This window comes from Aeromonas sp. S15(2024), assembly GCF_041402265.1.
Taxonomy (GTDB): Bacteria; Pseudomonadota; Gammaproteobacteria; order Enterobacterales; family Aeromonadaceae; genus Aeromonas; species Aeromonas dhakensis.
In genome coordinates, this window is sequence record NZ_JBGLQY010000005.1 from 209,360 (window position 1) to 231,035 (window position 21,676).

Annotated in this window: 22 protein-coding genes; 10 read left to right on the plus strand and 12 right to left on the minus strand. The window is 62.6% G+C overall.

What is annotated here, in order from left to right; genetic code table 11:
• Window positions 1-75 precede the first annotated feature (75 nt).
• The 9 genes from exeK to exeC all read right to left on the minus strand — a co-directional run bounded on the left by exeK (window position 76) and on the right by exeC (window position 8,963).
• Complete coding sequence (gene exeK, locus ACB033_RS13265) at window positions 76-1,101, minus strand: GspK family T2SS minor pseudopilin variant ExeK (RefSeq protein WP_017765229.1); 1,026 nt, start codon at window positions 1,099-1,101, stop codon at window positions 76-78.
• Window positions 1,091-1,738, minus strand: coding sequence for a GspJ family T2SS minor pseudopilin variant ExeJ (exeJ, locus tag ACB033_RS13270; protein WP_139725804.1), 648 nt, complete (start codon window positions 1,736-1,738; stop codon window positions 1,091-1,093). The genes exeK and exeJ overlap by 11 nt, the downstream gene beginning before the upstream one ends.
• 44 nt (window positions 1,739-1,782) lie before the next feature.
• Window positions 1,783-2,142, minus strand: coding sequence for a GspI family T2SS minor pseudopilin variant ExeI (exeI, locus tag ACB033_RS13275; RefSeq protein ID WP_005308487.1), 360 nt, complete (start codon window positions 2,140-2,142; stop codon window positions 1,783-1,785).
• On the minus strand, window positions 2,139-2,702 hold the full coding sequence (gene exeH, locus ACB033_RS13280; protein ID WP_017765227.1) for a GspH family T2SS minor pseudopilin variant ExeH: 564 nt from the start codon (window positions 2,700-2,702) through the stop codon (window positions 2,139-2,141). Before exeH ends, exeI begins: the two co-directional genes overlap by 4 nt.
• Window positions 2,703-2,749: 47 nt before the next feature.
• Complete coding sequence (exeG, locus tag ACB033_RS13285) at window positions 2,750-3,181, minus strand: GspG family T2SS major pseudopilin variant ExeG (RefSeq protein WP_005308483.1); 432 nt, start codon at window positions 3,179-3,181, stop codon at window positions 2,750-2,752.
• 151 nt (window positions 3,182-3,332) lie between these two features.
• Entirely contained in the window at window positions 3,333-4,553 is a 1,221-nt protein-coding gene (gene exeF, locus ACB033_RS13290) for a GspF family T2SS innner membrane protein variant ExeF (RefSeq protein ID WP_005308480.1), read from the minus strand.
• Window position 4,554: 1 nt separating this feature from the next.
• Complete coding sequence (gene exeE / locus ACB033_RS13295; RefSeq protein WP_005308478.1) at window positions 4,555-6,060, minus strand: GspE family T2SS ATPase variant ExeE; 1,506 nt, start codon at window positions 6,058-6,060, stop codon at window positions 4,555-4,557.
• A complete protein-coding gene (exeD, locus tag ACB033_RS13300; RefSeq protein ID WP_005308476.1) occupies window positions 6,060-8,093 on the minus strand; it encodes a GspD family T2SS secretin variant ExeD in 2,034 nt (677 codons plus the stop codon). Before exeD ends, exeE begins: the two co-directional genes overlap by 1 nt.
• A gap of 21 nt (window positions 8,094-8,114) precedes the next feature.
• The gene (gene exeC / locus ACB033_RS13305) at window positions 8,115-8,963 is read right to left on the minus strand and encodes a GspC family type II secretion system variant ExeC (protein ID WP_272943020.1); all 849 of its coding nucleotides are present in this window, start codon (window positions 8,961-8,963) and stop codon (window positions 8,115-8,117) included.
• Between the two features lie 214 nt (window positions 8,964-9,177).
• On the opposite strand from exeC, the gene hslR reads away from it, so the two are divergent.
• The 9 genes from hslR to ACB033_RS13350 all read left to right on the plus strand — a co-directional run bounded on the left by hslR (window position 9,178) and on the right by ACB033_RS13350 (window position 17,086).
• On the plus strand, window positions 9,178-9,576 hold the full coding sequence (gene hslR, locus ACB033_RS13310) for a ribosome-associated heat shock protein Hsp15 (protein ID WP_017765222.1): 399 nt from the start codon (window positions 9,178-9,180) through the stop codon (window positions 9,574-9,576).
• A 108-nt stretch (window positions 9,577-9,684) separates the two neighbouring features.
• On the plus strand, window positions 9,685-10,569 hold the full coding sequence (hslO, locus tag ACB033_RS13315) for an Hsp33 family molecular chaperone HslO (RefSeq protein WP_371140553.1): 885 nt from the start codon (window positions 9,685-9,687) through the stop codon (window positions 10,567-10,569).
• A gap of 149 nt (window positions 10,570-10,718) precedes the next feature.
• Window positions 10,719-12,344: a phosphoenolpyruvate carboxykinase (ATP) gene (gene pckA, locus ACB033_RS13320; protein WP_017765220.1), complete on the plus strand. Its 1,626-nt coding sequence runs from the start codon at window positions 10,719-10,721 to the stop codon at window positions 12,342-12,344.
• 175 nt (window positions 12,345-12,519) lie between these two features.
• Window positions 12,520-13,185 (plus strand): GntR family transcriptional regulator, encoded by a 666-nt coding sequence (locus tag ACB033_RS13325; protein WP_017783592.1) that lies wholly within the window; start codon window positions 12,520-12,522, stop codon window positions 13,183-13,185.
• Window positions 13,186-13,218: 33 nt separating this feature from the next.
• Window positions 13,219-15,021: an aminopeptidase P family protein gene (locus tag ACB033_RS13330; protein WP_054544010.1), complete on the plus strand. Its 1,803-nt coding sequence runs from the start codon at window positions 13,219-13,221 to the stop codon at window positions 15,019-15,021.
• A gap of 112 nt (window positions 15,022-15,133) precedes the next feature.
• A complete protein-coding gene (locus ACB033_RS13335; protein ID WP_162518692.1) occupies window positions 15,134-15,529 on the plus strand; it encodes a nitrous oxide-stimulated promoter family protein in 396 nt (131 codons plus the stop codon).
• Between the two features lie 86 nt (window positions 15,530-15,615).
• Window positions 15,616-16,002, plus strand: coding sequence for a DUF6559 family protein (locus tag ACB033_RS13340; protein ID WP_052248732.1), 387 nt, complete (start codon window positions 15,616-15,618; stop codon window positions 16,000-16,002).
• 14 nt (window positions 16,003-16,016) lie between these two features.
• Window positions 16,017-16,472: an N-acetyltransferase gene (locus ACB033_RS13345; RefSeq protein WP_139725807.1), complete on the plus strand. Its 456-nt coding sequence runs from the start codon at window positions 16,017-16,019 to the stop codon at window positions 16,470-16,472.
• Window positions 16,473-16,609: 137 nt separating this feature from the next.
• Window positions 16,610-17,086 (plus strand): glycine zipper 2TM domain-containing protein, encoded by a 477-nt coding sequence (locus ACB033_RS13350; protein ID WP_005308463.1) that lies wholly within the window; start codon window positions 16,610-16,612, stop codon window positions 17,084-17,086.
• A 73-nt stretch (window positions 17,087-17,159) separates the two neighbouring features.
• Here the strand turns inward: ACB033_RS13350 and ACB033_RS13355 are convergent, their stop codons facing one another.
• The 3 genes from ACB033_RS13355 to ACB033_RS13365 all read right to left on the minus strand — a co-directional run bounded on the left by ACB033_RS13355 (window position 17,160) and on the right by ACB033_RS13365 (window position 20,882).
• Window positions 17,160-19,139 carry a bifunctional 2',3'-cyclic-nucleotide 2'-phosphodiesterase/3'-nucleotidase gene (locus tag ACB033_RS13355; protein ID WP_371140560.1) on the minus strand — a complete coding sequence of 660 codons (1,980 nt, stop codon included), beginning with the start codon at window positions 19,137-19,139 and terminating at the stop codon, window positions 17,160-17,162.
• Between the two features lie 126 nt (window positions 19,140-19,265).
• Complete coding sequence (gene lysE, locus ACB033_RS13360; RefSeq protein WP_005308459.1) at window positions 19,266-19,886, minus strand: L-lysine exporter; 621 nt, start codon at window positions 19,884-19,886, stop codon at window positions 19,266-19,268.
• Between the two features lie 213 nt (window positions 19,887-20,099).
• A complete protein-coding gene (locus ACB033_RS13365) occupies window positions 20,100-20,882 on the minus strand; it encodes a LuxR family transcriptional regulator (protein ID WP_005308457.1) in 783 nt (260 codons plus the stop codon).
• A 62-nt stretch (window positions 20,883-20,944) separates the two neighbouring features.
• Here ACB033_RS13365 and ACB033_RS13370 point away from each other — a divergent pair, with 62 nt between their 5' ends.
• Window positions 20,945-21,568, plus strand: a complete 624-nt coding sequence (locus ACB033_RS13370; protein WP_005308454.1) for an acyl-homoserine-lactone synthase — start codon at window positions 20,945-20,947, stop codon at window positions 21,566-21,568.
• Window positions 21,569-21,676: the final 108 nt, after the last annotated feature.

The window sequence follows — 21,676 nt, forward strand, 5'->3', positions numbered from 1 at the left end:
GGGCGCGCAGCCATGGGCTGCAGTCCAATCGGGGGATGGCGCGGGCCGGCCAACGACCGTCACCCGCCTCCCTTGTTATTCGGCGCCGCCGTTCAGACGGCGCAGCATCACCAGCTTGTTGTCCTTGCCGCGCACGAAGACGCTCTCCAGCCTGGCCCGGGTGTCACCCACCTCGGCAAGCAGCCTGGCCTCGAAATAGCTGCTCTTGACGTCCAGCGCCGCATCCAGACCCTGGATGTTGCCCACCTGCACCGGCATCTGGTCCGTCATCTCCTTCTTGTTCTTCCACCCCTTCTGGGGACGGCTGGTCAGCACCCGCTTGGCATCGTCCAGCCCCACCTTGTCCAGATAGAGCGCCACCAGCAGGGCCGACTGCTCCGGCCGGATGGTGTTGACGTTCACCACCAGCTTGTCGTTGGGCAGGGCGCACACATAGGGCGCCAGCCGGGCATAAAGTTTGGCGCTCACCCCGCGCACCGCCCGCAGCTCGTCGGTGCCGAGCATCCACTGGTTGGCGGTCAGATAAGGGGGGGTAAGCCCTTCGTAATAGGCATCCTCGGCGCCGTAGCTCGACACCAGCACGGTATCCTTGTCGGTCCAGTCGCGGATGGCATCGGTCAGCTGCACCGCCTCGTAATCTTCCACCTCGAGCTGCTTGAGCAGCGCCTTGAACACCTTGACCGGATAGGGCTGCTTCTCCAGATCGTCGCCGCTGATCCCGTCCTTCAACGGCACGCTCAGGCTGTTGAGGTTGAAGCAGGATTGCAGGTCTCGCACCCTGCCGGTGAGCTTGCCGTCATCCACCGGGAAGACCGCATCCTGGCGCGCCCAGTTCTGCCCCAGGCTGACCACGTTGGGGTCATCCTTGAAATCCTGGGCCAGCACCTTGCTCACCAGCGCCTCCGCCGACATGGCATACCACCAGGCCTGCTTGCCGGCGGTGAGGTTGGCGGTGCGGCGCAGCTCCAGCTGCAACCGGCCGCTCATGTTGCTGGCGATGATCACCATCACCGACAGGATGAGCAGCACCACCAGCAGGGCCATGCCCCCCTGGCGGCCCGGAGTGGTGCGGGATCGGTCCCGGCCGCGCTTAATTGCCATTGTCCGCTCGCTGGCCGCCTGCGCCGACCAGGAACTGGCGGCGAATGGTGCCATAGTCTTCAAGATCCAGCTCTACCGCCAACCCGTAGGGCAGCACGTTGCGCTGGGTCCACTCCTCTTTCCAGCTGCCCTTGTCGTAGAAGTAGAGTCGCAGCGCCGTCACCCGATCCAGCATCGGCTGAATGCGCGGCTCGGTGCCTATCACCGGATCCGGGTAGAGGTAGCTCAGCCGCTCCAGCTTGTGATCCTTGAGCCGCCAGCCGACCCGCTGCAGGCCGGAGCGCGGCAGCATGCCATCGGGGTTGAGCCAGCCGCCGCGCATGAAGGCCATGCCCCAGTCGTCGCTCTGCTGGCCGAAGCGGGAGGCCGCCAGCAGCACCTTGTTGCTCTCGCCGTCGATGCGGCCGCTGCGCGGCACCATCTGGGTGACGTCCCGCTCCAGCACGGAGAAGGCCAGCTGCAGTTCGGAGAGACGTGCCTCCTTGCGCTTGGCCACCTCGTCGCTGGTGAGCACTCCTTGCAGCACCTGATAGGCGCCCAGGCTCAGGCCAGCGAAGATGGCGATGGCCACCAGCATCTCCAGCAGGGTAAACCCCGCCTGACGCCGGCTAATGGAGAGACGTTGGTGAATGTTCATCGGCTGATGCCGGCTCCGGCTTATGGAGACACCTTGATGCAGGTTCATCGGCTGATATAGGTCCGGATCATGGCCACCGGGCTGTCGGCCTTGGGCGCAGTGCGCACTTCCATGTCCAGCGCCTTGAAGTTGCTGTCGGCGGTGGCGACGCCGCGATAGCGCCAGTACCAGGTCTGGCCCGCCATCTGCTCGTCCCCCTCCACCCAGCTGTCACCTGGCCACTTGGCTTCGAGCTTCTGCTGCACCAGCTGGTTCTCCACCACCCAGGTCGCCAGGGTCTTCTGTTCCAGATAGTTGAGGCCGGAGAGGTGCTCGCTGGCGGTCTTCATCACCGCCAACCCGGCGATGGCGAACACCGCCAGCGCCACCATGACTTCCAGCAGGGTCATGCCGCGGGCGTTCATTCCTCTTCCTCCTCGTCCTGCAGCAGGCGCAGGCGGCCGAACTCGTCCGCCTTGACCGTGCGCACATAGCGCTGATCGTCGTCCTGCTGGGTCAGGGTCAGCACGAAGGGGGTCAGCTCGCCACCGGGAAAGATGAACACCTGAGGCGTGCGCTCCTTCTCGTCGCGCCCCTTCTCGTACTTCTCGTCGGAGTCGGTCCGCCAGCTGAAGCCCTCGAGCTCGATGGCCAGCTGCATGTTGTCGGGCAGCTCGACCCGATCCAGCAGCTTGTCGCCGCTCATCACCTGCCACTTGCGATCCTTGGCCGCGCGCTGCATGAACTGCCAGCCGTTGTCCTCCACCCGCAGGCCCACCAGCCGGCCATCCATCACCGAGTACTCCTGCGCCTGCTGCAGCACGGCCATGAAGCGGCGCGCCTGCTTGTCGAGCTCCCGATCCCCCCTGGCGCCACCCATGCTAAGGGTGACGGCAGTGGCAACCAGACCCATCAACATAGCCACCAGCAACACTTCCAGCAGGGTAAAACCGGCCTGGCGACGGGCAGAAGAGGCCACCTTCATTCAGTCAGCCCCGGGATGACTCGGTGAGCGCGACGCGGCGAGATCACTTATTGGAAATCCTTCAGGTTCCAGTTACCGATGTCGTCATCGGTACCGGCTTCGCCATCCAGCCCCATGGAGAAGATGTCGATCTTGCCGAACTGACCCGGGCTCAGCATCTGGTACGGGTTGCCCCAGGGATCCTGCGGCAGGCGCTTGATGTAGCCCCCTTCCCGGTAGCTGCGCGGCTCAGGTGCGGCGGTCGGCTTGTTGACCAGTGCGTCCAGCCCCTGCTCGGTGGTCGGGTAGCGGTTGTTGTCCAGCTTGTACATGTCGAGGGCGTTTTCCAGCGCCACTATGTCGGAGACCGCTTTCTGCTGGTCGGCCTTCTCCTTGTTGCCCATCAGGTTGGGCACCACCAGGCTGGCCAGGATCCCGAGGATCACGATGACCACCATCACTTCCAGCAGGGTAAAACCCGATTGACGACGCTTTTGCATGACTTACTCCCTCACGAAATGAGATGGCATGAACCATCAACGATTAACTGTTAAACCACGATCGTTCGATGACGCCTGTCGGCTAATCGAACCTACGGAGTTGATTGGATTGGTAGGTTCGAATAGCGAAGCGTATTCGAACGTCCGAACCTTACAAATTCACCATATTGTTGAGCTCGAGGATCGGCTGCAGGATCGACATCACGATAAACAGCACCACACCGGCCATGGAGACCACCAGCATGGGTTCGAACACCCCGAGGGCGATGTTCACCTGGGTTTCGAACTCCCGGTCCTGGTTGTCTGCCGCCCGCTCCAACATGTTGTCGAGCTCGCCGCTCTGCTCGCCGGAGGCGATCATGTGCAGCATCATGGGCGGAAAAATTTTGGTTTCATCCAGCGACTTGCGCAGGCTGGTCCCCTCCCGCACCCGCTCGGTGGCCTCACCGATGCGCATGCGGGCAAAGTCGTTGGAGAGCACTTCGCCGGAGATCTTCATCCCCTCCAGCAGCGGCACGGCGCTGGCGTTGAGGATGCTCAGGGTGCGGGCGAAGCGGGCGGTGTTGAGACCACGGCTGACCCGACCGATCACCGGCAGGCGCAAGATCACCTGGTGCCAGTGACGGCGACGCTTGTCGTCGGTCAGCCACCAGCGCCAGACAAAGCCGCCCACCAGCAGCAGCAACAGGAACCAGAGGCCGTAGTGCTGCATCAGCTCGCTGGTACCGATGAGGAAGCGGGTGGTGGCCGGCAGTTGCTGGCCCATGTGTTCGAACTGGGCCACCACCTTGGGCACCACGGCGGTGAGCAGGATGGAGATGACGCCAATGGCGACGCAGGTGAGGACGATGGGGTAGATCATCGCCTGCAGCAGCTTGGTGCGCATGTGCTGACGCTGCTCTGTGTAGTCGGCGAGGCGGTTGAGCACCTTCTCCAGGTGACCGGACTTCTCGCCGGCCGCCACCATGGAGCGGAACAGCTGATCGAACACATGGGGGAAGGCCCCCAGCGAATCGGCCAGCGAATAGCCCTCCACCACCTTGCTGCGCACCGTGGCCACCATGCTGCGCAGGTGGGCCTTCTCGCACTGCTCGGCGACGGCCTTGAGCGCCTCTTCGATGGTGAGGCCGGCCCCCACCAGGGTCGCCAGCTGGCGGGTGATCATCGCCAGCTCAGCGGTGCTGGCACCACGGCGGAACAACACGAAGCGGTTCGCCTCGCGCTTGGCCTTCTCGGTGGTCTCATTCACCTCGAGCGGGGTCAGCCCCTGCTCGCGCAACAGCTGGCGTACCTGACGGGCGGAATCCCCCTCCAGTACGCCGCTCTTGTTGCGACCCTTGCCATCGAGGGCCTTGTATTCAAATGCCGCCATCTCAGTCTTCCCGGGTCACGCGCAGCACCTCTTCGAGGCTGGTCTGCCCCTTGAGCACCTTGTCGATGCCGTCGCGGCGGATGCTGGGGGTATGGCCCCGGATCAACCGCTCGATGGCCAGCTCGCCGCTGGCGCTGTGGATCGCCTCGCGTACCGCCTCGTCCACCACCACCAGCTCGTGGATGCCGGTCCGGCCGCGATAGCCGGTGTGGTTGCACTGCTCGCAGCCCACCGGCCGCCACACCTGCTGATCAGGCGCCAGCTCGATGCCCATGGCGAGGCGCTCCTGCTCGGTAATGGGGCGCGGGGCGCGGCAATCGGGGCAGAGGGTGCGCACCAGCCGCTGGGCCAGTACCGCCAGCAGTGAGGAGGAGAGCAGGAAGGGCTCGATGCCCATGTCCCGCATCCGGGTGATGGCGCCGATGGCGGTGTTGGTGTGCAGGGTCGACATCACCAGGTGACCGGTCAGCGACGCCTGCACCGCGATCTGGGCGGTCTCGAGGTCACGGATTTCCCCCACCATCACCACGTCCGGATCCTGACGCAGGATGGCGCGCAGGCCGCGGGCGAAGGTCATGTCCACCTTGCTGTTGACCTGGGTCTGGCCCACCCCTTCGAGGTCATATTCGATGGGGTCTTCGACGGTCAGGATGTTGCGATCCCGCGAGTTGATCTCGGAGAGGGCCGCGTAGAGGGTGGTCGACTTGCCCGAACCGGTCGGGCCCGTCACCAGAATGATGCCGTGAGGCTTGCGAATGAGTTCGCTGATGATGTTGCGGTTGGCCAGCGTCATGCCAAGCTGCTTGAGTTCCAGGCGCACGTTGTTCTTGTCGAGCAGTCGCAATACCACCCGCTCGCCATAGCTGGACGGCATGGTGGAGACCCGCACGTCCACCGCCCGGCCGCCGATGCGCAACGAGATGCGACCATCCTGCGGCACCCGCTTCTCGGCGATGTCCATGCGCGACATCACCTTGATGCGCGACACCAGCAGGGAGGCGAGCTTGCGATGGGGGCGCAGGATCTCCCGCAGCACCCCATCGATGCGAAACCGGATCACCAGGGCCCGCTCGAAGGTCTCGATGTGGATGTCGGACGCCTCTTCCTTGATCGCCTCGCTCAACATGGCGTTGATGAGGCGGATGATGGGGGCGTCGTCGTCGGCGTCCAGCAGGTCTTCGCTCTGGGGCAGCTCTTCGGCCAGCGCGAAGAAGTCCATCTCGTTGCCAAGATCCTCCATCAGCTGGCGCGCCTCGGAGGAGTCACGCTGGTAGTGGGCCATCAGCAGCTCTTCGAAGGCCTCGCCATCCATCTGCTCCACCGTGAAGGCACAACCCGCCACCCGCCGCACTTCCAGCAGGGTTTGCGGCGTCACGCCCTGGCGGCAAAGCAGCACCGGGGCCCCCTGCCGCTCGGTCAGGATCACCCCGAAGTTGCGGGCGAAGGCAAACGGCAGCTCGGGTAGGGCTGCCGGCATGTCGACGCCATCCAGCTGGTATGCCGCCATTACTTGTTACCCACGAATGGCTGGGATCCGCCGTTCGTCTGCGGGGCCGACTGTGTCCGCTGGAGCTGTTTCTGCACCTCGGGCGAGACGGTCACGTCCTGGCCGTACTGGGGCAGCACCTGGCGCTTGGGCGAGGTGAGATACCCCTCCTGCGCCGCCGCATCCAGTTGTTCGGAGCGGAACTGGGAATACTTGTTGCCGGAGATACCGCTGTAAACGTCGGAGTCACGCAAGATGGTGGGCCGGATAAACACCATCAGGTTGCGTTTGGAGGTGGTATTGGTAGTGGAGCGGAACAGGTAGCCCAGCACCGGGATGTCGCCCAGCAGCGGCACCTTGGAGACCTTCTCCTGGGTCTTCTCGTCCATCAAGCCGCCCAGCACCACTGTCTCGCCACTCTTCACCAGCACGGCGTTCTTGATGGTGCGGGTATCGAAGGTCGGGCCCAGAGTGGCGGTCCCGGTCGCCTGGGTCTGCGCCACGCTGGAGACCTCCTGCTCGATGTTGAGCAGCACGGAGTCCCCTTCGTTGATCTGCGGCGTCACCACCAGCTTGGTCCCCACCGTCTTGCGCTCTATGGTGTTGAACACCTGGTCGCTGGTGGTGGAGCTCTGGGAGCCGCTCTGCACCGGCACTTCCTGGCCGACGTTGAAGGAGGCTTCCTTGTTGTCCATGGTGACGATACTCGGGGTGGAGAGAATATCGTTCTTGGTATTGGTCGACAGGGCCGTCACCAGCGCGGCCCAGTTGCCTTTGTAGAAGCCGGCCGCCATGCCGTCGAAGCCACCGGCCAGTTTGGACAGCGCATCCGTGTTGCCGTTGTCCTTGTAATCCTTGGCCGCGATGGCCACCGAGCCGATGGGCAGGTTGGTGTCGGTGAACTGGGTGCCGCCGCCATTGGTGTTGGCCCACTGCACCCCGAGGTTGAGACCGTCGCCATCGGCGATCTCGACGATGATCGCCTCCACCAGCACCTGGGCACGGCGGATGTCGAGCTTGGCCACCACCTGCTCCAGCTCGGACATCACGTCCGGCTGGGCGGTGATCACCAGCGCATTGGTGGTCTCGTCGGCGGAGATGGCCAGCTTGCCACCGCCGATGCTGGCACCGCCACCGCCTGTGGTAGTAGCCGCGCCGCCCTTCTTGTCCGCTTCGATGCTGGAGCTGACGCCCTTAAGCACCTCCACCAGATCCTTGGCCTTGCCGTATTTCAGATAGAAGACCCGGGTGTTGCCTTGGCTCTGCAGGTCACGGTCGAGCTGGTGCACCATCTGGATGATGCGGGCGCGCGCCTTGGGCTCGCCGCTCACCACCACGGAGTTGGTGCGCTCGTCGGCCACCACCTTGGGGGCCAGCAGCAAGGAGGTGTTGGCCCCCTGGTTGTTGCCGTCCTTGTTGAGGTTGGTCACCAGCCGCACCATTTCACCGGCGGAGGCGTACTTCAGCTTGACGATGTCCACTTCCTGGTCGCCCGCCTTATCGACCCGGCGCACCACTTCCACCAGCCGGTTGACCACGGCGGCGCGGCCGGTAATCAGCAGCACGTTGGAGGGATCGTAGTGGACCACGTTGCCGCCGCCGGCGTTGTCGTTGAGCTGGCGCAGCAGCGGCGCCAGCTCGCGCACCGAGACGTTGCGCACCGGCACGACCCGGGTCACCATCTCGTCACCGCTGCCAGGGTTGCTCTCGTCCACTACCGGGATGGCGGAGGTTTTGGCATCCTTGGAGCGCACCACCTTGAGCACGCCGTTGTCCATCGGGACCACGGCGAAGCCATAGACGTCGAGCACGCTCAGGAAGAACTGGTAGTACTGGTCTTCGTTGAGCAGGTCATAGCTGCGGACGTTGATCTTGCCCCGTACCGACGGCTCTATGATGATGGTCTTGTTCAGGTTCTTGCCGACCGTGTTGATGAACTCTTCGATGTCGGCATTCTTGAAGCTGGCGGAGTATTCGGTGGCCCAGGCTGAGCCTGCCATCATCAACGCCGCGGCCACGGTGGCCAGACGCCAGCCCTTCCCTTTATTTGTCATTCTTGGTGCTACTCCAATTCATTATTCTGACAAGCCGACATAAACGTCGTAGAGCTGTCCTTGCCGCTCGACGGTGACGGTCATTTCCGTTGCGCCAGCCACCTGCTGCATCGCCTGCATGGCCTGAGCGTTATCCCGCAGATCCAGCCCGTTGATGCTGACCGCCATGTCGTTGGCGACCAGCCCGAGTTGATTGAACAGTTCCGGATTGCGACCCGGATTGAGGCGATAGCCGACCATGCGACCATCGACCCGGACCGGGGAAATATTGAGGTAATCAGTGATCTTGCCGGGGTTGCCCATCAGTTCGTTGCGCACCGAGGAGAGCTTGTCGTCCTGCTTGCCCTGCTGGGGCAGCGGCTTGCCGTACTCTTCCCCGTCCAGCATCAGGGTCTCGTCGCGCCCATCCCGCTCGATGATGACACGGTCGGCAAATACCTGGCGGATCTTGGCCTGGGTGCCGTCGATGAGGTCACCGATGCCATAGGAGTTCTGCAGCCCGTTGTGGGCGATGATGGCGATGGACTTGGCGGGATCCGAACTGGCCAGCACGCCATTGAGCTGGGCGTTGAGCTGGGTCTTGGGAGCATCGGCTGCGACAACATCGGCCGCCTGGGCCTGCTGCTTGGCCTTGCCGAACAGCGCCAGCCGGCTGACGCCGCTCAGATCGAGCCGGCTTGAACCCTGGCCCTGACTGGCTACCACCGACGGCTGCCAGGGCTGACTGACGGGGCGGCTGCCGAGATCCAGCAGACGCCAGGTGAGACCGGCACACTGGTGGGCCAGCAACAGCAGCAGAAGCCAGAACAGAGGCTGGCTGAAACGGGAGAGTGGCACGGTTTTACAACGGGCCAGAAGGGAGCTCAACAAGTCATCCCTGAACGGTAGCGTCATGTTTATCAATATTTTCTGGCATCCAAATCGGTTGGCTATTGTGTACGGCAATGGACCCAGAGACAACCGACCGGATGGGAGTAAGCTGCGAAAATTGACATTCCGTCACACCCTTGGGCCCCCTGTTTCTATCCCAGGGCCTGCCTCTGGTATAATCAGGCACCCCTTTCAGCCATTCCGGAGTCGATTCATGCCGAACCCCGCAGAAATCCCAACCCAGGTCCGTCTCGACAAGTGGTTGTGGGCGGCACGTTTTTACAAGACCCGCAGCCTGGCCCGCGACCAGATTGAAGGGGGCAAGGTGCACTACAACGGCCAGCGCAGCAAGCCGGGCAAGCATGTCGAGGTCGGCGCCCTCATTCGTTTCTGGCAGGGCCAGGACGAGCGGGAGGTGCGGGTGCTCGAGGTGAGCGAGCAGCGCAAATCCGCCCCGCTGGCCCAGCAGCTCTATGAAGAGACCGAGGCCAGCCTGAAACGACGGGCGGAAAACAGCGAGGCACGCCGCTTCAACAGCCAGTTTGCCCCGAGCCCCGAGCGTCGCCCCGACAAGCAGGAGCGGCGCCAGCTGATCAAGGTCAAGCAATATTGACCCGCCAAGATGGCCCTTTTATGACGACAGATGGCGGAATAAGTTCCTAACCACCTGTTTATTAATGTTTTTATCTATTTACCCCACCGAAGAACCCAGGAATGCATGATGAGTAACCAAGATCTCCTGTATCGCTATCTGTTCGAAGAGTACGAAGTCCGGGGCGAGCTGGTCCAGCTGGACCACACCTACCGCCACGTGGTGGAGGCTCAGAACTACCCGGTACAGGTGCAAAAACTGCTGGGTGAACTGCTGGTCGCCACCAGCCTGCTGACCGCCACCCTCAAGTTCGAAGGCTCCATCACGGTACAGCTGCAGGGCAACGGCCCGGTACGGCTGGCCGTCATCAACGGCGACAACAACCAGCAGCTGCGCGGCGTGGCCCGCTACGAGGGTGAGCTGCCGAGCGATGACAAGCTGCAGAGCCTGATCGGGGAAGGCCAGCTGGTCATCACCATCACCCCGGAGCAGGGTGAACGCTATCAGGGCATCATAGCGCTGGACGCCGACACCCTGGCCGGCTGCCTGGAGCAGTATTTTACCCAGTCCGAACAGCTGGCGACCAAGCTCTGGATCCGCACCGGCTACCACCAAGGCGCACCGCGCGCCGCCGGCATCCTGCTGCAAGAGCTGCCCGCCCAGAGCGAGGATCACGGCGACGACTTCGAGCACCTGACCCAGCTCACCAGCACCATCAAGGATGAAGAGCTGTTCGGCCTGGAAGCGGAAGAGATCCTCTACCGTCTCTACCACCAGGACAAGGTGCGGGTATTCGATCCGCAGGCGGTCGAGTTCCGCTGCACCTGCTCCCGCGAGCGTTGCGAAGGGGCCCTGTTGCAGATCGAGAAGGAAGAGGTAATGGAGATGGTGCAGGAGCTCGGCAAGATCGGCATGCACTGTGATTATTGTGGCGCCCAGTACGAATTTGACGGGATCGATGTCGAAACCCTGTTCAGCGGGGCTCCCGGTAATGATGCAAACAAGTTACACTAATTGAAGGCGGGCAAAACCCGCCTTTAACTTAAATAACAAAAAAATACCCTATTTTATAAAGTTTGATGGCGATCGCTAAACTCTACCACCTAAGTGATAGGATGAACGCCAGATAGAACCCTACCAACCTCTGAACCCAGGAGAATACAATGACAATCGTGGCAGAACCCACCCTGGCCCAACAATTAGGACTGGACCAGTACGGTATCAAGAACTCCACTGAAATCCTGCGCAACCCTTCCTACGACCAGCTGTTCGCGGAAGAGACTCGTGCCGACCTGGAAGGGTTCGAGCGCGGCGTGGTGACCGAACTGGGGGCCGTCAATGTCAATACCGGCATCTTCACCGGCCGCTCCCCGAAAGATAAATATATCGTCAAAGACGCCACTACCCAGAATACTGTGTGGTGGTCTGACCAGGGTAAAAACGATAACAAAGCCATCAGCCCGGAAGTGTGGTCACATCTGAAATCCCTGGTGACCAAGCAGCTCTCCGGCAAGCGCCTGTTCGTGGTGGACGGCTTCTGCGGTGCCAACCCGGACACCCGCCTGGCCGTGCGCATCATCACCGAGGTAGCCTGGCAGGCTCACTTCGTGAAAAACATGTTCATTCGCCCGAGCGATGAAGAGCTGAAAACCTTCAAACCGGACTTCGTGGTGATGAACGGTGCCAAGTGCACCAACCCGAACTGGAAGGAACAGGGTCTCAACTCCGAGAACTTCGTCGCCTTCAACCTGACCGAGAAGATCCAGCTCATCGGCGGCACCTGGTACGGTGGCGAGATGAAGAAGGGGATGTTCTCCATGATGAACTACTTCCTGCCCCTGCGCGGCATCGCCTCCATGCACTGCTCCGCCAACGTGGGCCAGGACGGCGACGTGGCCATCTTCTTCGGCCTCTCCGGCACCGGCAAGACCACCCTCTCCACCGATCCCAAGCGTCAGCTGATCGGCGATGACGAGCACGGCTGGGACGACGACGGCGTGTTCAACTTCGAAGGGGGCTGCTACGCCAAGACCATCAAGCTCTCCAAGGAAGCCGAGCCGGACATCTACAACGCCATCCGTCGCGATGCGCTGCTGGAGAACGTGACCGTGGCGGCCGACGGCACCATCGACTTCGACGATGGCTCCAAGACCGAGAACACCCGGGTCTCCTACCCCATCTATCACATCGAGAACATCGTCAAGCCGGTTTCCAAGGCGGGTCACGCCACCAAGGTGATCTTCCTGACCGCCGACGCCTTCGGTGTGCTGCCCCCGGTCTCCAAGCTGACCAAGGAGCAGACCAAGTACCACTTCCTGTCTGGCTTCACCGCCAAGCTGGCCGGTACCGAGCGCGGCATCACAGAGCCGACCCCGACCTTCTCCTCCTGCTTCGGCGCGGCCTTCCTCTCCCTGCACCCGACCAAGTACGGTCAGGAGCTGGTGAAACGGATGGAAGCGGCCGGCGCAGAAGCCTATCTGGTCAACACCGGCTGGAACGGCACCGGCAAGCGAATCTCCATCAAGGATACCCGCGCCATCATCGACGCCATCCTGGATGGCTCCATCGAGAAGGCTGAGACCAAGGTGCTGCCGATCTTCAATCTGGAAGTGCCGACCGCCCTGCACGACGTGAACCCGGCGATCCTCGACCCGCGCGACACTTACGCCAACAAGGCCGAGTGGGATGCCAAGGCGCAGGATCTGGCCCAGCGTTTCATCAAGAACTTCGAGCGCTTCACCGACAACGACGAAGGCAAGCGTCTGGTCGCGGCGGGTCCGCAGCTGTAACAGCGACCCCGTTCACAACCAATCTCATACCGGTCAGCCCAGCTGACCGGTATTTTTTTGAGCAGAGCGCGGCGTTTGACTCCCGCCAAACCTTGCCTTGTGGGCCCTTGCGCGTTAGATTCAGCCCAACTTTATACAATATACAATTTTGTAACGATTCCCCTGTGACCCGATCATGACCCCACCCTACAAGACCCGTACCCAAATGGTGATGGAAAACCTCCGTGGCCGGATCCTGCGCGGTGAGTTTCCCGCCGGCGCCCCCCTGCGCCAGGACGCCATCGCCAAGGAGCTGGCGGTGAGCCGCATTCCGGTGCGGGAGGCCCTGATGCAGCTGGAGGCTCAGGGGCTGGTGAAGTTCGAGGCCCACCGCGGCGCCGTGGTCACCATGCTGGACGCCGCGGCCATCGAGGAGCTCTTTTATTTGCGAGCCCTGCTGGAAGCCGATACCCTGTTCCACGCCGTCGACCTGATGACGGAGGAGACCTTCGCCAAGGCGCAGGCGATCCTCGCCCAGTTCGACCAGGCCCTCGAGTCGGGCACCCAGATCGAACACTGGGCCGAACTGAACCACAGTTTTCACGCCACCCTCTATCAGGCCGCCGGCCGCCCCCAGGCACTGGAGCTGATCGCCCAGATCAATCTGAGCTGTGACCGCTATGTGCGCTTCGAGCTGCTGTTCGCCAGCGATGGCGTCGACAAGGCGGAGCGGGAACACGCCCAGCTGCTGGAGCTGTGCCGCGCCCGCCGCAAACACGAGGCGGTGGTACTGCTCAAGCAACATATCGAGGCGGCTGGCCAGTCAATCAAGCGGATCCTGGACAGCGGCCACAACCACTGAACACTCACATCACTACAATCTGGCATTAACGACATGAATCATTTCGAGATTATTGAAACCCGCGTCGCCCAGGTCAGGGCCGAACTGGCCATGATGGAGCTGGACGCCTTCATCGTCCCCCATGACGACGAGCACCTGGGGGAGTACATTCCCGCCTACGCCGAGCGACTGGACTGGATCACGGGTTTCAACGGCTCCGCCGGCCTCGCCATCATACTGGCGCAGCGGGCGGCCCTGTTCATCGACGGTCGTTACACGGTGCAGGCCCGCATGCAGGCACCGGCCGAGCTCTTCGAGTTTCTCCATCTGAACGAAGATCCCCACGTGCAGTGGCTGGCCGAGCAGCTGCCTGCCGGTTCACGGGTCGGCTTCGATGCCCGCCTGCACAGCCTGGCCTGGTATCGACACGCCAAAGAGATCCTGACCGAGCGCGGCATCGAGCTGGTGCGTGTTGATCAGAACCCCATCGATCTGCACTGGAGCGATCGCCCCGCTCCCACCAAGAATCCGGCCATCCTCTACAGCGAGGCGCTGGCGGGCCAGTCCAGCCAGGCCAAGCGTGAGCTGCTGGCCAGCGATCTGCGCAAGCGCGGGCTGGATGCGGTGCTGCTGACCCAGGCCGAGCCCATCAACTGGCTGCTCAACCTGCGTGGTCGCGACGTGGAGCGGCTGCCGGTGGTGCTGGGCTTTGCGGTGCTCTACGCCAACGCCACCATGGATTTCTTCGTCGACACCGACAAGATCGACTGCTTCGCCTTCAGCCAGCACGTGGGGCAGGATGTCTCCGTCTACCCCATCGACAAACTGGGTGATGTGCTCAAGCGCATCGGCGAAGATCAGCAGAAGGTGCTGGCCGATCCCAACACCGCCAACGCCTGGACCCAGCTGGTCATGGAAGAGGCGGGCGCCATCCTGGTAGCCGGTCAGGATCCGACCATGCTGCCGAAGGCGTGCAAGAACGAAGTGGAGCTGGCCGGCATGCGTGCCGCCCATCTGCGCGACGGTGTCGCCGTCACCCGCTTCCTGGCCTGGCTGGATCGGCTGATCGCCAGCGGCGAGTTCGACGGCGTGGATGAAGGCACCCTGGCCGACCAGCTGGAAGCCTTCCGCCGCGAGCAGGAGCACTACGTCGAGCCGAGCTTCGACACCATCTCGGCGCTCGGCCCCAACGCCGCCATGTGCCACTACCGCCACACCAACGGCACCCCGCGCACCTTTGGTCAGGACAGCATCTATCTGGTGGACTCCGGCGCCCAGTATCTGGACGGCACCACCGACATCACCCGCACCATCAAGGTGGGTGAGCTGACCGACGAGCACAAGGCAATGTTCACCCGGGTGTTGCAGGGTCACATCGCCCTGGATCAGGCCCGCTTCCCGCGCGGCACCGCCGGCATCCAGCTCGACGTGCTGGCCCGCATGCCGCTGTGGCAGGCCGGTTACAACTACGACCACGGCACCGGCCACGGCGTCGGCCACTTCCTCAGCGTGCACGAAGGCCCGCAGCGCATCGCCCCCAAGGGCAGCCTGGTAGCCCTGCAGCCGGGCATGGTGCTCTCCAACGAACCCGGCTACTACCGGGAAGATGCCTTCGGCATCCGCTGCGAGAACCTGGTGGTGGTCACCGAACAGGAGCAGATCGGCGAGCTGCCGATGCTGGGCTTCGAGCGGCTGACCTATGTACCGTTCGATACCCGCCTGATCGATCGCAGCCTGCTGAGCCCGGCCGAGTTCCGCTGGATCAACGAGTACCACGTCGAGGTCTACCGCCGTCTCAGCCCGCTGCTGGAGGGTGAGGATCTCGCCTGGCTGGAACAGGCGACCAGCCTCATCTAAGCGCAGACAACTCTGCTTGTCTGATAAAACAGGGCCTGCGGGCCCTGTTTTTTTGCCCGCCGGTTTGACCTGTATCAAGGCCCCGCCGCCCCAGGTCAGGACAATGCCCCTCATGACGACCCATCACTCCCACCCCGCGCGCCCGGCCCGCGCCGACAAGGCGCCCATGCACCCCAGGCTCAAGCGGGAGCAGCAGACGGTCAGCGCCATGATCCGCCTCTACTGCGACCACCATCACCAGGACCCCGCCTGCCGGCACTGCCAGCAGTTGCAGGAGTTCGCCCACCAGCGGCTGCGCCGCTGCCGCTATGGTCACGGCCACAAACCCACCTGTGCCAACTGCCACATCCACTGTTATGCCCCGGCCATGCGCAAGCAGATCCAACTGGTGATGAAGTGGAGCGGCCCGCGCATGCTGTGGCATCACCCCTGGCTGGCCCTGCGCCACCTGCTGGACAGTCGTCGCAAGGCCCCCAGACGCCCCCACAGCCGCCCGCTTCCCCCCTGATCACTCATGCTGGATTCAGGAATCAGCCGGTAGACTCCATCCCGTCCGGACCGCCTCTGCGGTCTGCATCTGACAGTGGAGATAAGATGGGCTGGTTTACCCGTTTTCGTGAGCGTCGGGCCCTGCGTCGCTATCTGGCGATGTCGGCTATCCTGGCCAAAGAGTATGGTGCCCGCGAGCAATACAGTGCGGGGCAGTTGCTGACCCAGGCCAGGATCCATAAACTGCCGCCCCGCTGGCTCCATTACTACTTCGCGCTCTACCGCCACGAGAGCGCGCCCGAGCTTGCCAGTGGCTGGCAACTCGACGATCAGCGGCTGCTCGCACTGCGCCAGTCGCTCGCCGAGAGCCTGTTTCACCACGATATCGCCTATACCGCTCTGGATGTCCGCGAGCTGGCGCGCCCTGCCCAATGGCGAGGCGGCAGCGACCGCAAGGTACAGACCCAGGGCATCACCTTTCGCCAATATTGACCGAAGGAGTTTTGATGCACCACACCCCGCCCCTGCTGCGCACCGCCACTCACACCGACATGCACGCCATCTGGCAGATCGACGTCAATGTATTCGGGGAGGATGTCTATCCCGGCTTCTTCTTCCGCCAGGCCATGGATCTGTGGCCCGAGCTGCTGCTGGTAGCCGAGCTGGACGGTAGGCTGCTGGGCTATGCCCTGGGTGGACTGGGACAGGATCGGTCGCAGGGCTGGCTGCTGTCGCTGGCGGTGCTGCCGGAGGCGCGCGGCTTCGGCCTGGCCGAACGCATGATGCTGCAGGTGGAGCAGTCACTGCTGAAACTGGGGATCGAGCGGGTCAGACTGACGGTGGATCCGGCCAATCCGGCCCAGCGCCTCTACTTTCGACTCGGTTATCAGCAACTGGCCGAGGAGCGCGACTATTTCGGCCAAGGCGAGGATCGCCTGCTGCTGGAAAAACGGCTCGACTGAGCCGGTGGGGACGGGGTTTACAGGGTCCGGGCCTTATAATTGGTTACACTTTGCTGGTTTCATGCTCAATCCGGTTGGCGTAGAGTTGAATCACTGACCGAACAAACCAGATTAGATGCCAGCCCAGGAGGCCCATCATGTTGAAACGCATTACCCTCATCGCCCTGTTGGCCACCACCACCGCCACCACCCTCAGCGGCTGTGCCAACAGCGACGTCTACTCCGGCGATGTCTACACCAAGGATCGCGCCAAGCAGGTACAGACCGTCAGCTACGGCACCATCCTCTCCACACGCCCGGTCAAGATCCAGGCCGATGAGAACTCGTTGATCGGCACCATAGGCGGCGCCGTGGTCGGCGGCCTGCTCGGCAGCACCATCGGCGGCGGGCGCGGCAGCGACATCGCCGCGGCCGGTGGCGCCATCGCGGGTGCAGCGGCGGGCAAGGCGGCCGGTGACAAGCTCAATCAGGTGGACGGCGTCGAGCTCGAGATCAAGAAAGAGAACGGCGAATCCATCGTGGTGGTGCAAAAGGCCAGTCCCACCTTCGTACCGGGCGCCCGGGTCCGCATGACCCAGGGCAACGGCACCATCAACGTGGCCGTGGTCAACTAAGCCATCTAGGCCTCCGCCCATGAAAAAGCCCTCGCTGTGCGAGGGCTTTTTTTATTGCCATGTCGGCCGGGAATTACTGGCGAACCAGCCGGAAGATGGCGTAGCCAGGGTGCTGGGCGTCATCCATCGGCAGAGTGGACTTGTACTCCAGATCCGCACCGGCCAGCTGTTTGGCCTCCTCGCGGGGCGAGGAGTAGAGCCGCACGTCCACGTTGGCCGGCAGGGCCTTCATGTGCCAGTTGTTGTTGGCCGCCGGGCTGAAGCCGGCCGGGTTCTCGGCAGACTGGGCCTTCAGGTACTGGGCGATGATCTCGCGCGTCTCGAAGGGATCTTCATGGACGATGTTGCTGCCGTCGATGCCCGGGAAGTGGCCGCCGCCGCTGGCACGGTAGTTGTTGGTCACCACGTAGAACTTCTGGGCCGGATCGATGGGCTGGCCGTTGAAGGTGAGGCTGCTGATGCGCTGGCCGTCGCTGACCTTGGCCCCTTCCTTGTTGTAACGGGCCGGCTGGGTGATATCCACCTCGTAGTTGACCCCGTCGATCACGTCGAAGTTGTAGGTGGGGAACTTCTCGTTCACCAGCCACTGCACCTCAGTCTTGCCGGAGTCGATCTGGTTGAACTGGCCGGCACTCATCTCCAGCCACTCCTTGACGGTGGCCCCGTTCACCTCGACCACCTGCAGGGTGTTCGGATAGATGTAGAGGTCGGAGACGTTGCGCAGGGAGATGTCGCCCTGGGCCACGTAGGTGAAGTCGTTGATGCCGTTGCGACCGCCACGGAACGGTGCCGCCACCGACAGGATGGGGTAGGACTCCTTGAGCAGACCATCTTTTTGCAACTGCTCGGCGTAGCGGCGCTGGGCATCGCTCACCAGCTGTACCGAGGGATCGTCCTGCACCAGGGCGAAGAAGCTGTGGATGGAGGAGGTGATCTTGCCAAGCGGCTCGTCCAGCCACTGGTTGGTGGCGTCGTGGTCGGCCTGTACCAGGTCCACCACCCGCTGATCCACCGCGCTGCCCTCGCTGGAGTCGATCTTGCGCAGGCTGGCCTGGCTCTGCTTCACCTGCCACTTGCCGTCCACCTGCTCCAGCTTGAGGTCGATGATGCCGAGGTGGTTGCCCCAGTAGCCAGGCATCACGGTCGGAATGCCGCTCAGGGTACCGGCCTGGTTGTCCACCTCCGGCAGATCCGGGAAGTCACCCGGGAAGTTCTTGTGGGCGTGGCCCAGCATCAGGGCATCCACCCCCTTCACCTTGGCCAGGTGCCAGGCGGAGTTCTCCATCATGGCCTCGTAGCTGCTGGCGTTGATGCCGGTGTGGGCAACAACGACGACCACGTCGGCGCCCTTGGCGCGCAGCTCGGGCACATAGTGATTGGCGGTCTCGACCATGTCGGCCACCACCACCTTGCCTTCCAGATGGCGCTTGTCCCACTGCAGCACCTGCGGCGGGGTCAGCCCCAGGATGCCGACCTTGACGGTCTGCAGCTGGCCCTTGTCATCCTTCACCTTGCGCTCCAGCAGCAGGTAGGGGGTGAACTTGTTGCCGCTCCAGTCTATTTGCCCCTTGGCATCGCGCTTGAAGGCGCCCGCCTCGAACACGTTGGCGTTCACATAGGGGAACTTGGCTCCCTGCAGGGTCTTGGTGAGGTAATCCAGCCCGTAGTTGAACTCGTGGTTGCCCAGGTTGCCGGCGTCGTAGCCGAGCTCGTTCATCGCCTTGAACACCGGGTGGGCCTGCTTGTCGAGGTAGCCGGCACCGGACTGCTCGAAGATGTAGTCCGCCAGCGGCGTGCCCTGGATCAGGTCGCCGTTGTCGAGCAGCAGGTTGTTGGGGTTTTCGGCGCGGGCCGCGAGGATCAGCAGCGCGGTGCGGGAGAGGCCGAACTTGCGATCCTCCTTGTTCTGGTAGTAGTCGTACCCCAGCACGTTGGAGTGGATGTCGGAGGTCTGGATCAGACGCAGGGCAACCTCGCCCGGTTGCGTCTTGCTGTCGTTTTCGTTGCTACAGGCAGACAACAGCACGATGGCTGCAATAGCACCCAGCTTCATGGATTTATTCACTGTTTTGTCCCTTTTATTAGAGTGTCGCTTTACCAGCGACGGGAATTTAACAGACGAATATGTCAGCGGATGAAGCCGGGGTGAATTTTTATGAGGTGCGGCACAAAAATAGCCTTATGACGCCAGCAAAGCCCCGCTCGCCAGCTGCAGCGCCAACCCCAGCATGATGAAACCAACAATAGTATCAATAGCTTGCTGTACCCTGCCGCGAGCAAGCCAGGGCGAGAGGGCGGCCGCCCCGAACGCCAGGCTGTAGAACCAGACCAGCGAGGCCAGCATGGCCCCCGCCGCGAAGGCGGGGCGCAGCTCCTCGGCAAACTGGCTGCCGAAGGAGCCGAGCAGCATCAGGGTATCCAGGTAGACGTGGGGGTTGAGCAGGGTCACCCCGAGGGTCATGGCCAGCACGCTCTTGACCCCCATCAGCTGGGGCGAGTCAGCAAGTGCAGCCCCCTGCCCGCGCCAGGCGCTGCGCAGGGAACGGATACCGAACCAGCCGAGGAACAGCACGCCACCCCAGGTCAGCAGGGCCAGTCCGATCGGGCTGGCCGCCAGCAGGTTGGCGCCGCCGAACACCCCGATGCCGATCAGCACGAGATCGCACAGGCAGCAGAGGGTCGCCGTCAGCAGATGGTGGTTGCGGTGGATGCCCCGGCTCAGCACGAAGGCATTCTGGGCACCGATGGGGATGATCATGGCAAGGCCTAGGGTGAAGCCTTGCAGGGTGGTTGCAAACATGGATGAACCGTCCAGCAGAGTGATTGGACGGCACTATAAGGGGCGGCCAGACGTTTAGAGAAATTCATTAATCTGCTGAGCAATTTGTTTTGCTAATGACAGAGGGCTCGACCCAACCCCTTCGAGGTAGAAGGGGCTAGACCCGTTCATGGCTGTCAATTGCAGGATCTGACAATTGTTAGCCAGTCACTCTGCCCCGAGAATCATCGGGTTTTATTGCATCAGCTTGGGGAAGTTGGTGACCACGACCTGCTCGAGATTGGGCAGCAAGATGCCACTGCTCACCCCCTTGGCGATGGCCTGGTAGCGATTCATCGACCCCGTTTTACGGGTGACCTGATTGAGATGGTAGTTCACGGTTCGCTCCGTGATCCCCAGGATGCAGGCGATTTCACTCGACGTTTTCCCTTCACTGGCCCAGAACAGGCATTCGGTCTCCCGGTCAGTCAGGGCCTCCTGAGGGTCATCGTCCCGCAGACTGACCCGCACAATCCGGATCGCCGCCTCGAAGATGTAGTTGGACATCCAGGAGAGGACGGGCGAGGACTCCAGCAGCAGATCGCTCGATGCCCGCTCGGCGGTGATGAACGACAGTATGCCGTTTTCTCCCGCCGCCCCGTGCAACGGAAACGAGATGCCGTTGCGCAGCCCGAACTCCGCCGCCAACCCCATCACGTCCAGACTGCCCTCTTGCAGAAAACGTGCTCGCTCATCCAGCCGGTTCCAGTAAATGGGCAAGGTCTGCTTGCGGGCCAATTGAATGATGGGATCACAGGCCAGCATATGGTTTGCCGTATAGGCCTGCACCCAGGAGTCGGGGCACTGATTGAACAGCACCACCTTGGGTCTTTGCATCGACATGGGAATGATCAGCGCAAACCGGTAGTAGTCGTAACCCATACCGAGCGTGAACCGACCGATCAACTCGGCCAGACGATCCCCGTCCGTTACCGAAGTGAAATGTTCGAGGTACTCAAGCAGTTGGTCTTGTTTCATAGGCTAGCCCCCCTGGCCAGGGCCTCGATTATAGCGCCGAACACTGAAATGGAGACATCTGAATGCTTGTTTTCAAAGGAAAATTAAAAGAACACCCCAGATGGGAGGTAGAAAACGAGCTTTATCGCTTTCGCAATCGCGTCTTCTCCGATCGCCTCGGCTGGGATGTGGAATCTCACCGTGGTCTGGAGCAGGACAGTTTCGATACCCCTGACACCCATTGGGTTCTGATTGAAGACGACTCAGGCCTGTGCGGCTGCATCCGTCTGCTCAGTTGTGCCCAGGATTACATGCTGCCCAGCATCTTCCCCACCGCCCTCGCCGGCGAAGCCCCGCCGCGCAGCAACGACGTGTGGGAACTGACCCGCCTCGCCATCGATGCCGAACGGGCACCGCGCCTGGGCAACGGGGTCAGCGAGCTGACCTGCGTCATCTTCCGCGAGGTCTATGCCTTCGCCAGGGCGAAGGGGATCCGTGAGCTGGTCGCCGTGGTCAGCCTGCCGGTGGAACGCATCTTCCGCCGCCTCGGCCTGCCCATCGAGCGGCTCGGTCACCGCCAGGCGGTGGATCTGGGCGCCGTGCGCGGAGTGGGGATCCGCTTCCATCTGGACGAGCGTTTCGCCCGTGCCGTCGGTCAGCCCCTGCAGGGTGCCTATGACGAAGCCCGCGAGCTGGTCACCGAATAAGGGTGACGCAAAAAAATCCCGGGGTAAGACCCGGGATTAAAAGTTCTCGCTATGGCCCGTTTCCACCCCATGCAAAAACGGACGCAAAAGAGTATCCCCTGAATACCT

Bases quoted from the DNA above. Each gene is read 5' to 3' on its own strand.
- exeK (WP_017765229.1), bottom strand. From the start codon at position 1,101: ATGGCAATTAAGCGCGGCCGGGACCGATCCCGCACCACTCCGGGCCGC.
- exeJ (WP_139725804.1), bottom strand. From the start codon at position 1,738: ATGAACATTCACCAACGTCTCTCCATTAGCCGGCGTCAGGCGGGGTTT.
- exeI (WP_005308487.1), bottom strand. From the start codon at position 2,142: ATGAACGCCCGCGGCATGACCCTGCTGGAAGTCATGGTGGCGCTGGCG.
- exeH (WP_017765227.1), bottom strand. From the start codon at position 2,702: ATGAAGGTGGCCTCTTCTGCCCGTCGCCAGGCCGGTTTTACCCTGCTG.
- exeG (WP_005308483.1), bottom strand. From the start codon at position 3,181: ATGCAAAAGCGTCGTCAATCGGGTTTTACCCTGCTGGAAGTGATGGTG.
- exeF (WP_005308480.1), bottom strand. From the start codon at position 4,553: ATGGCGGCATTTGAATACAAGGCCCTCGATGGCAAGGGTCGCAACAAG.
- exeE (WP_005308478.1), bottom strand. From the start codon at position 6,060: ATGGCGGCATACCAGCTGGATGGCGTCGACATGCCGGCAGCCCTACCC.
- exeD (WP_005308476.1), bottom strand. From the start codon at position 8,093: ATGACAAATAAAGGGAAGGGCTGGCGTCTGGCCACCGTGGCCGCGGCG.
- hslR (WP_017765222.1), top strand. From the start codon at position 9,178: ATGCCGAACCCCGCAGAAATCCCAACCCAGGTCCGTCTCGACAAGTGG.
- hslO (WP_371140553.1), top strand. From the start codon at position 9,685: ATGAGTAACCAAGATCTCCTGTATCGCTATCTGTTCGAAGAGTACGAA.
- pckA (WP_017765220.1), top strand. From the start codon at position 10,719: ATGACAATCGTGGCAGAACCCACCCTGGCCCAACAATTAGGACTGGAC.
- ACB033_RS13325 (WP_017783592.1), top strand. From the start codon at position 12,520: ATGACCCCACCCTACAAGACCCGTACCCAAATGGTGATGGAAAACCTC.
- ACB033_RS13330 (WP_054544010.1), top strand. From the start codon at position 13,219: ATGAATCATTTCGAGATTATTGAAACCCGCGTCGCCCAGGTCAGGGCC.
- ACB033_RS13335 (WP_162518692.1), top strand. From the start codon at position 15,134: ATGACGACCCATCACTCCCACCCCGCGCGCCCGGCCCGCGCCGACAAG.
- ACB033_RS13340 (WP_052248732.1), top strand. From the start codon at position 15,616: ATGGGCTGGTTTACCCGTTTTCGTGAGCGTCGGGCCCTGCGTCGCTAT.
- ACB033_RS13345 (WP_139725807.1), top strand. From the start codon at position 16,017: ATGCACCACACCCCGCCCCTGCTGCGCACCGCCACTCACACCGACATG.
- ACB033_RS13350 (WP_005308463.1), top strand. From the start codon at position 16,610: ATGTTGAAACGCATTACCCTCATCGCCCTGTTGGCCACCACCACCGCC.
- ACB033_RS13355 (WP_371140560.1), bottom strand. From the start codon at position 19,139: ATGAAGCTGGGTGCTATTGCAGCCATCGTGCTGTTGTCTGCCTGTAGC.
- lysE (WP_005308459.1), bottom strand. From the start codon at position 19,886: ATGTTTGCAACCACCCTGCAAGGCTTCACCCTAGGCCTTGCCATGATC.
- ACB033_RS13365 (WP_005308457.1), bottom strand. From the start codon at position 20,882: ATGAAACAAGACCAACTGCTTGAGTACCTCGAACATTTCACTTCGGTA.
- ACB033_RS13370 (WP_005308454.1), top strand. From the start codon at position 20,945: ATGCTTGTTTTCAAAGGAAAATTAAAAGAACACCCCAGATGGGAGGTA.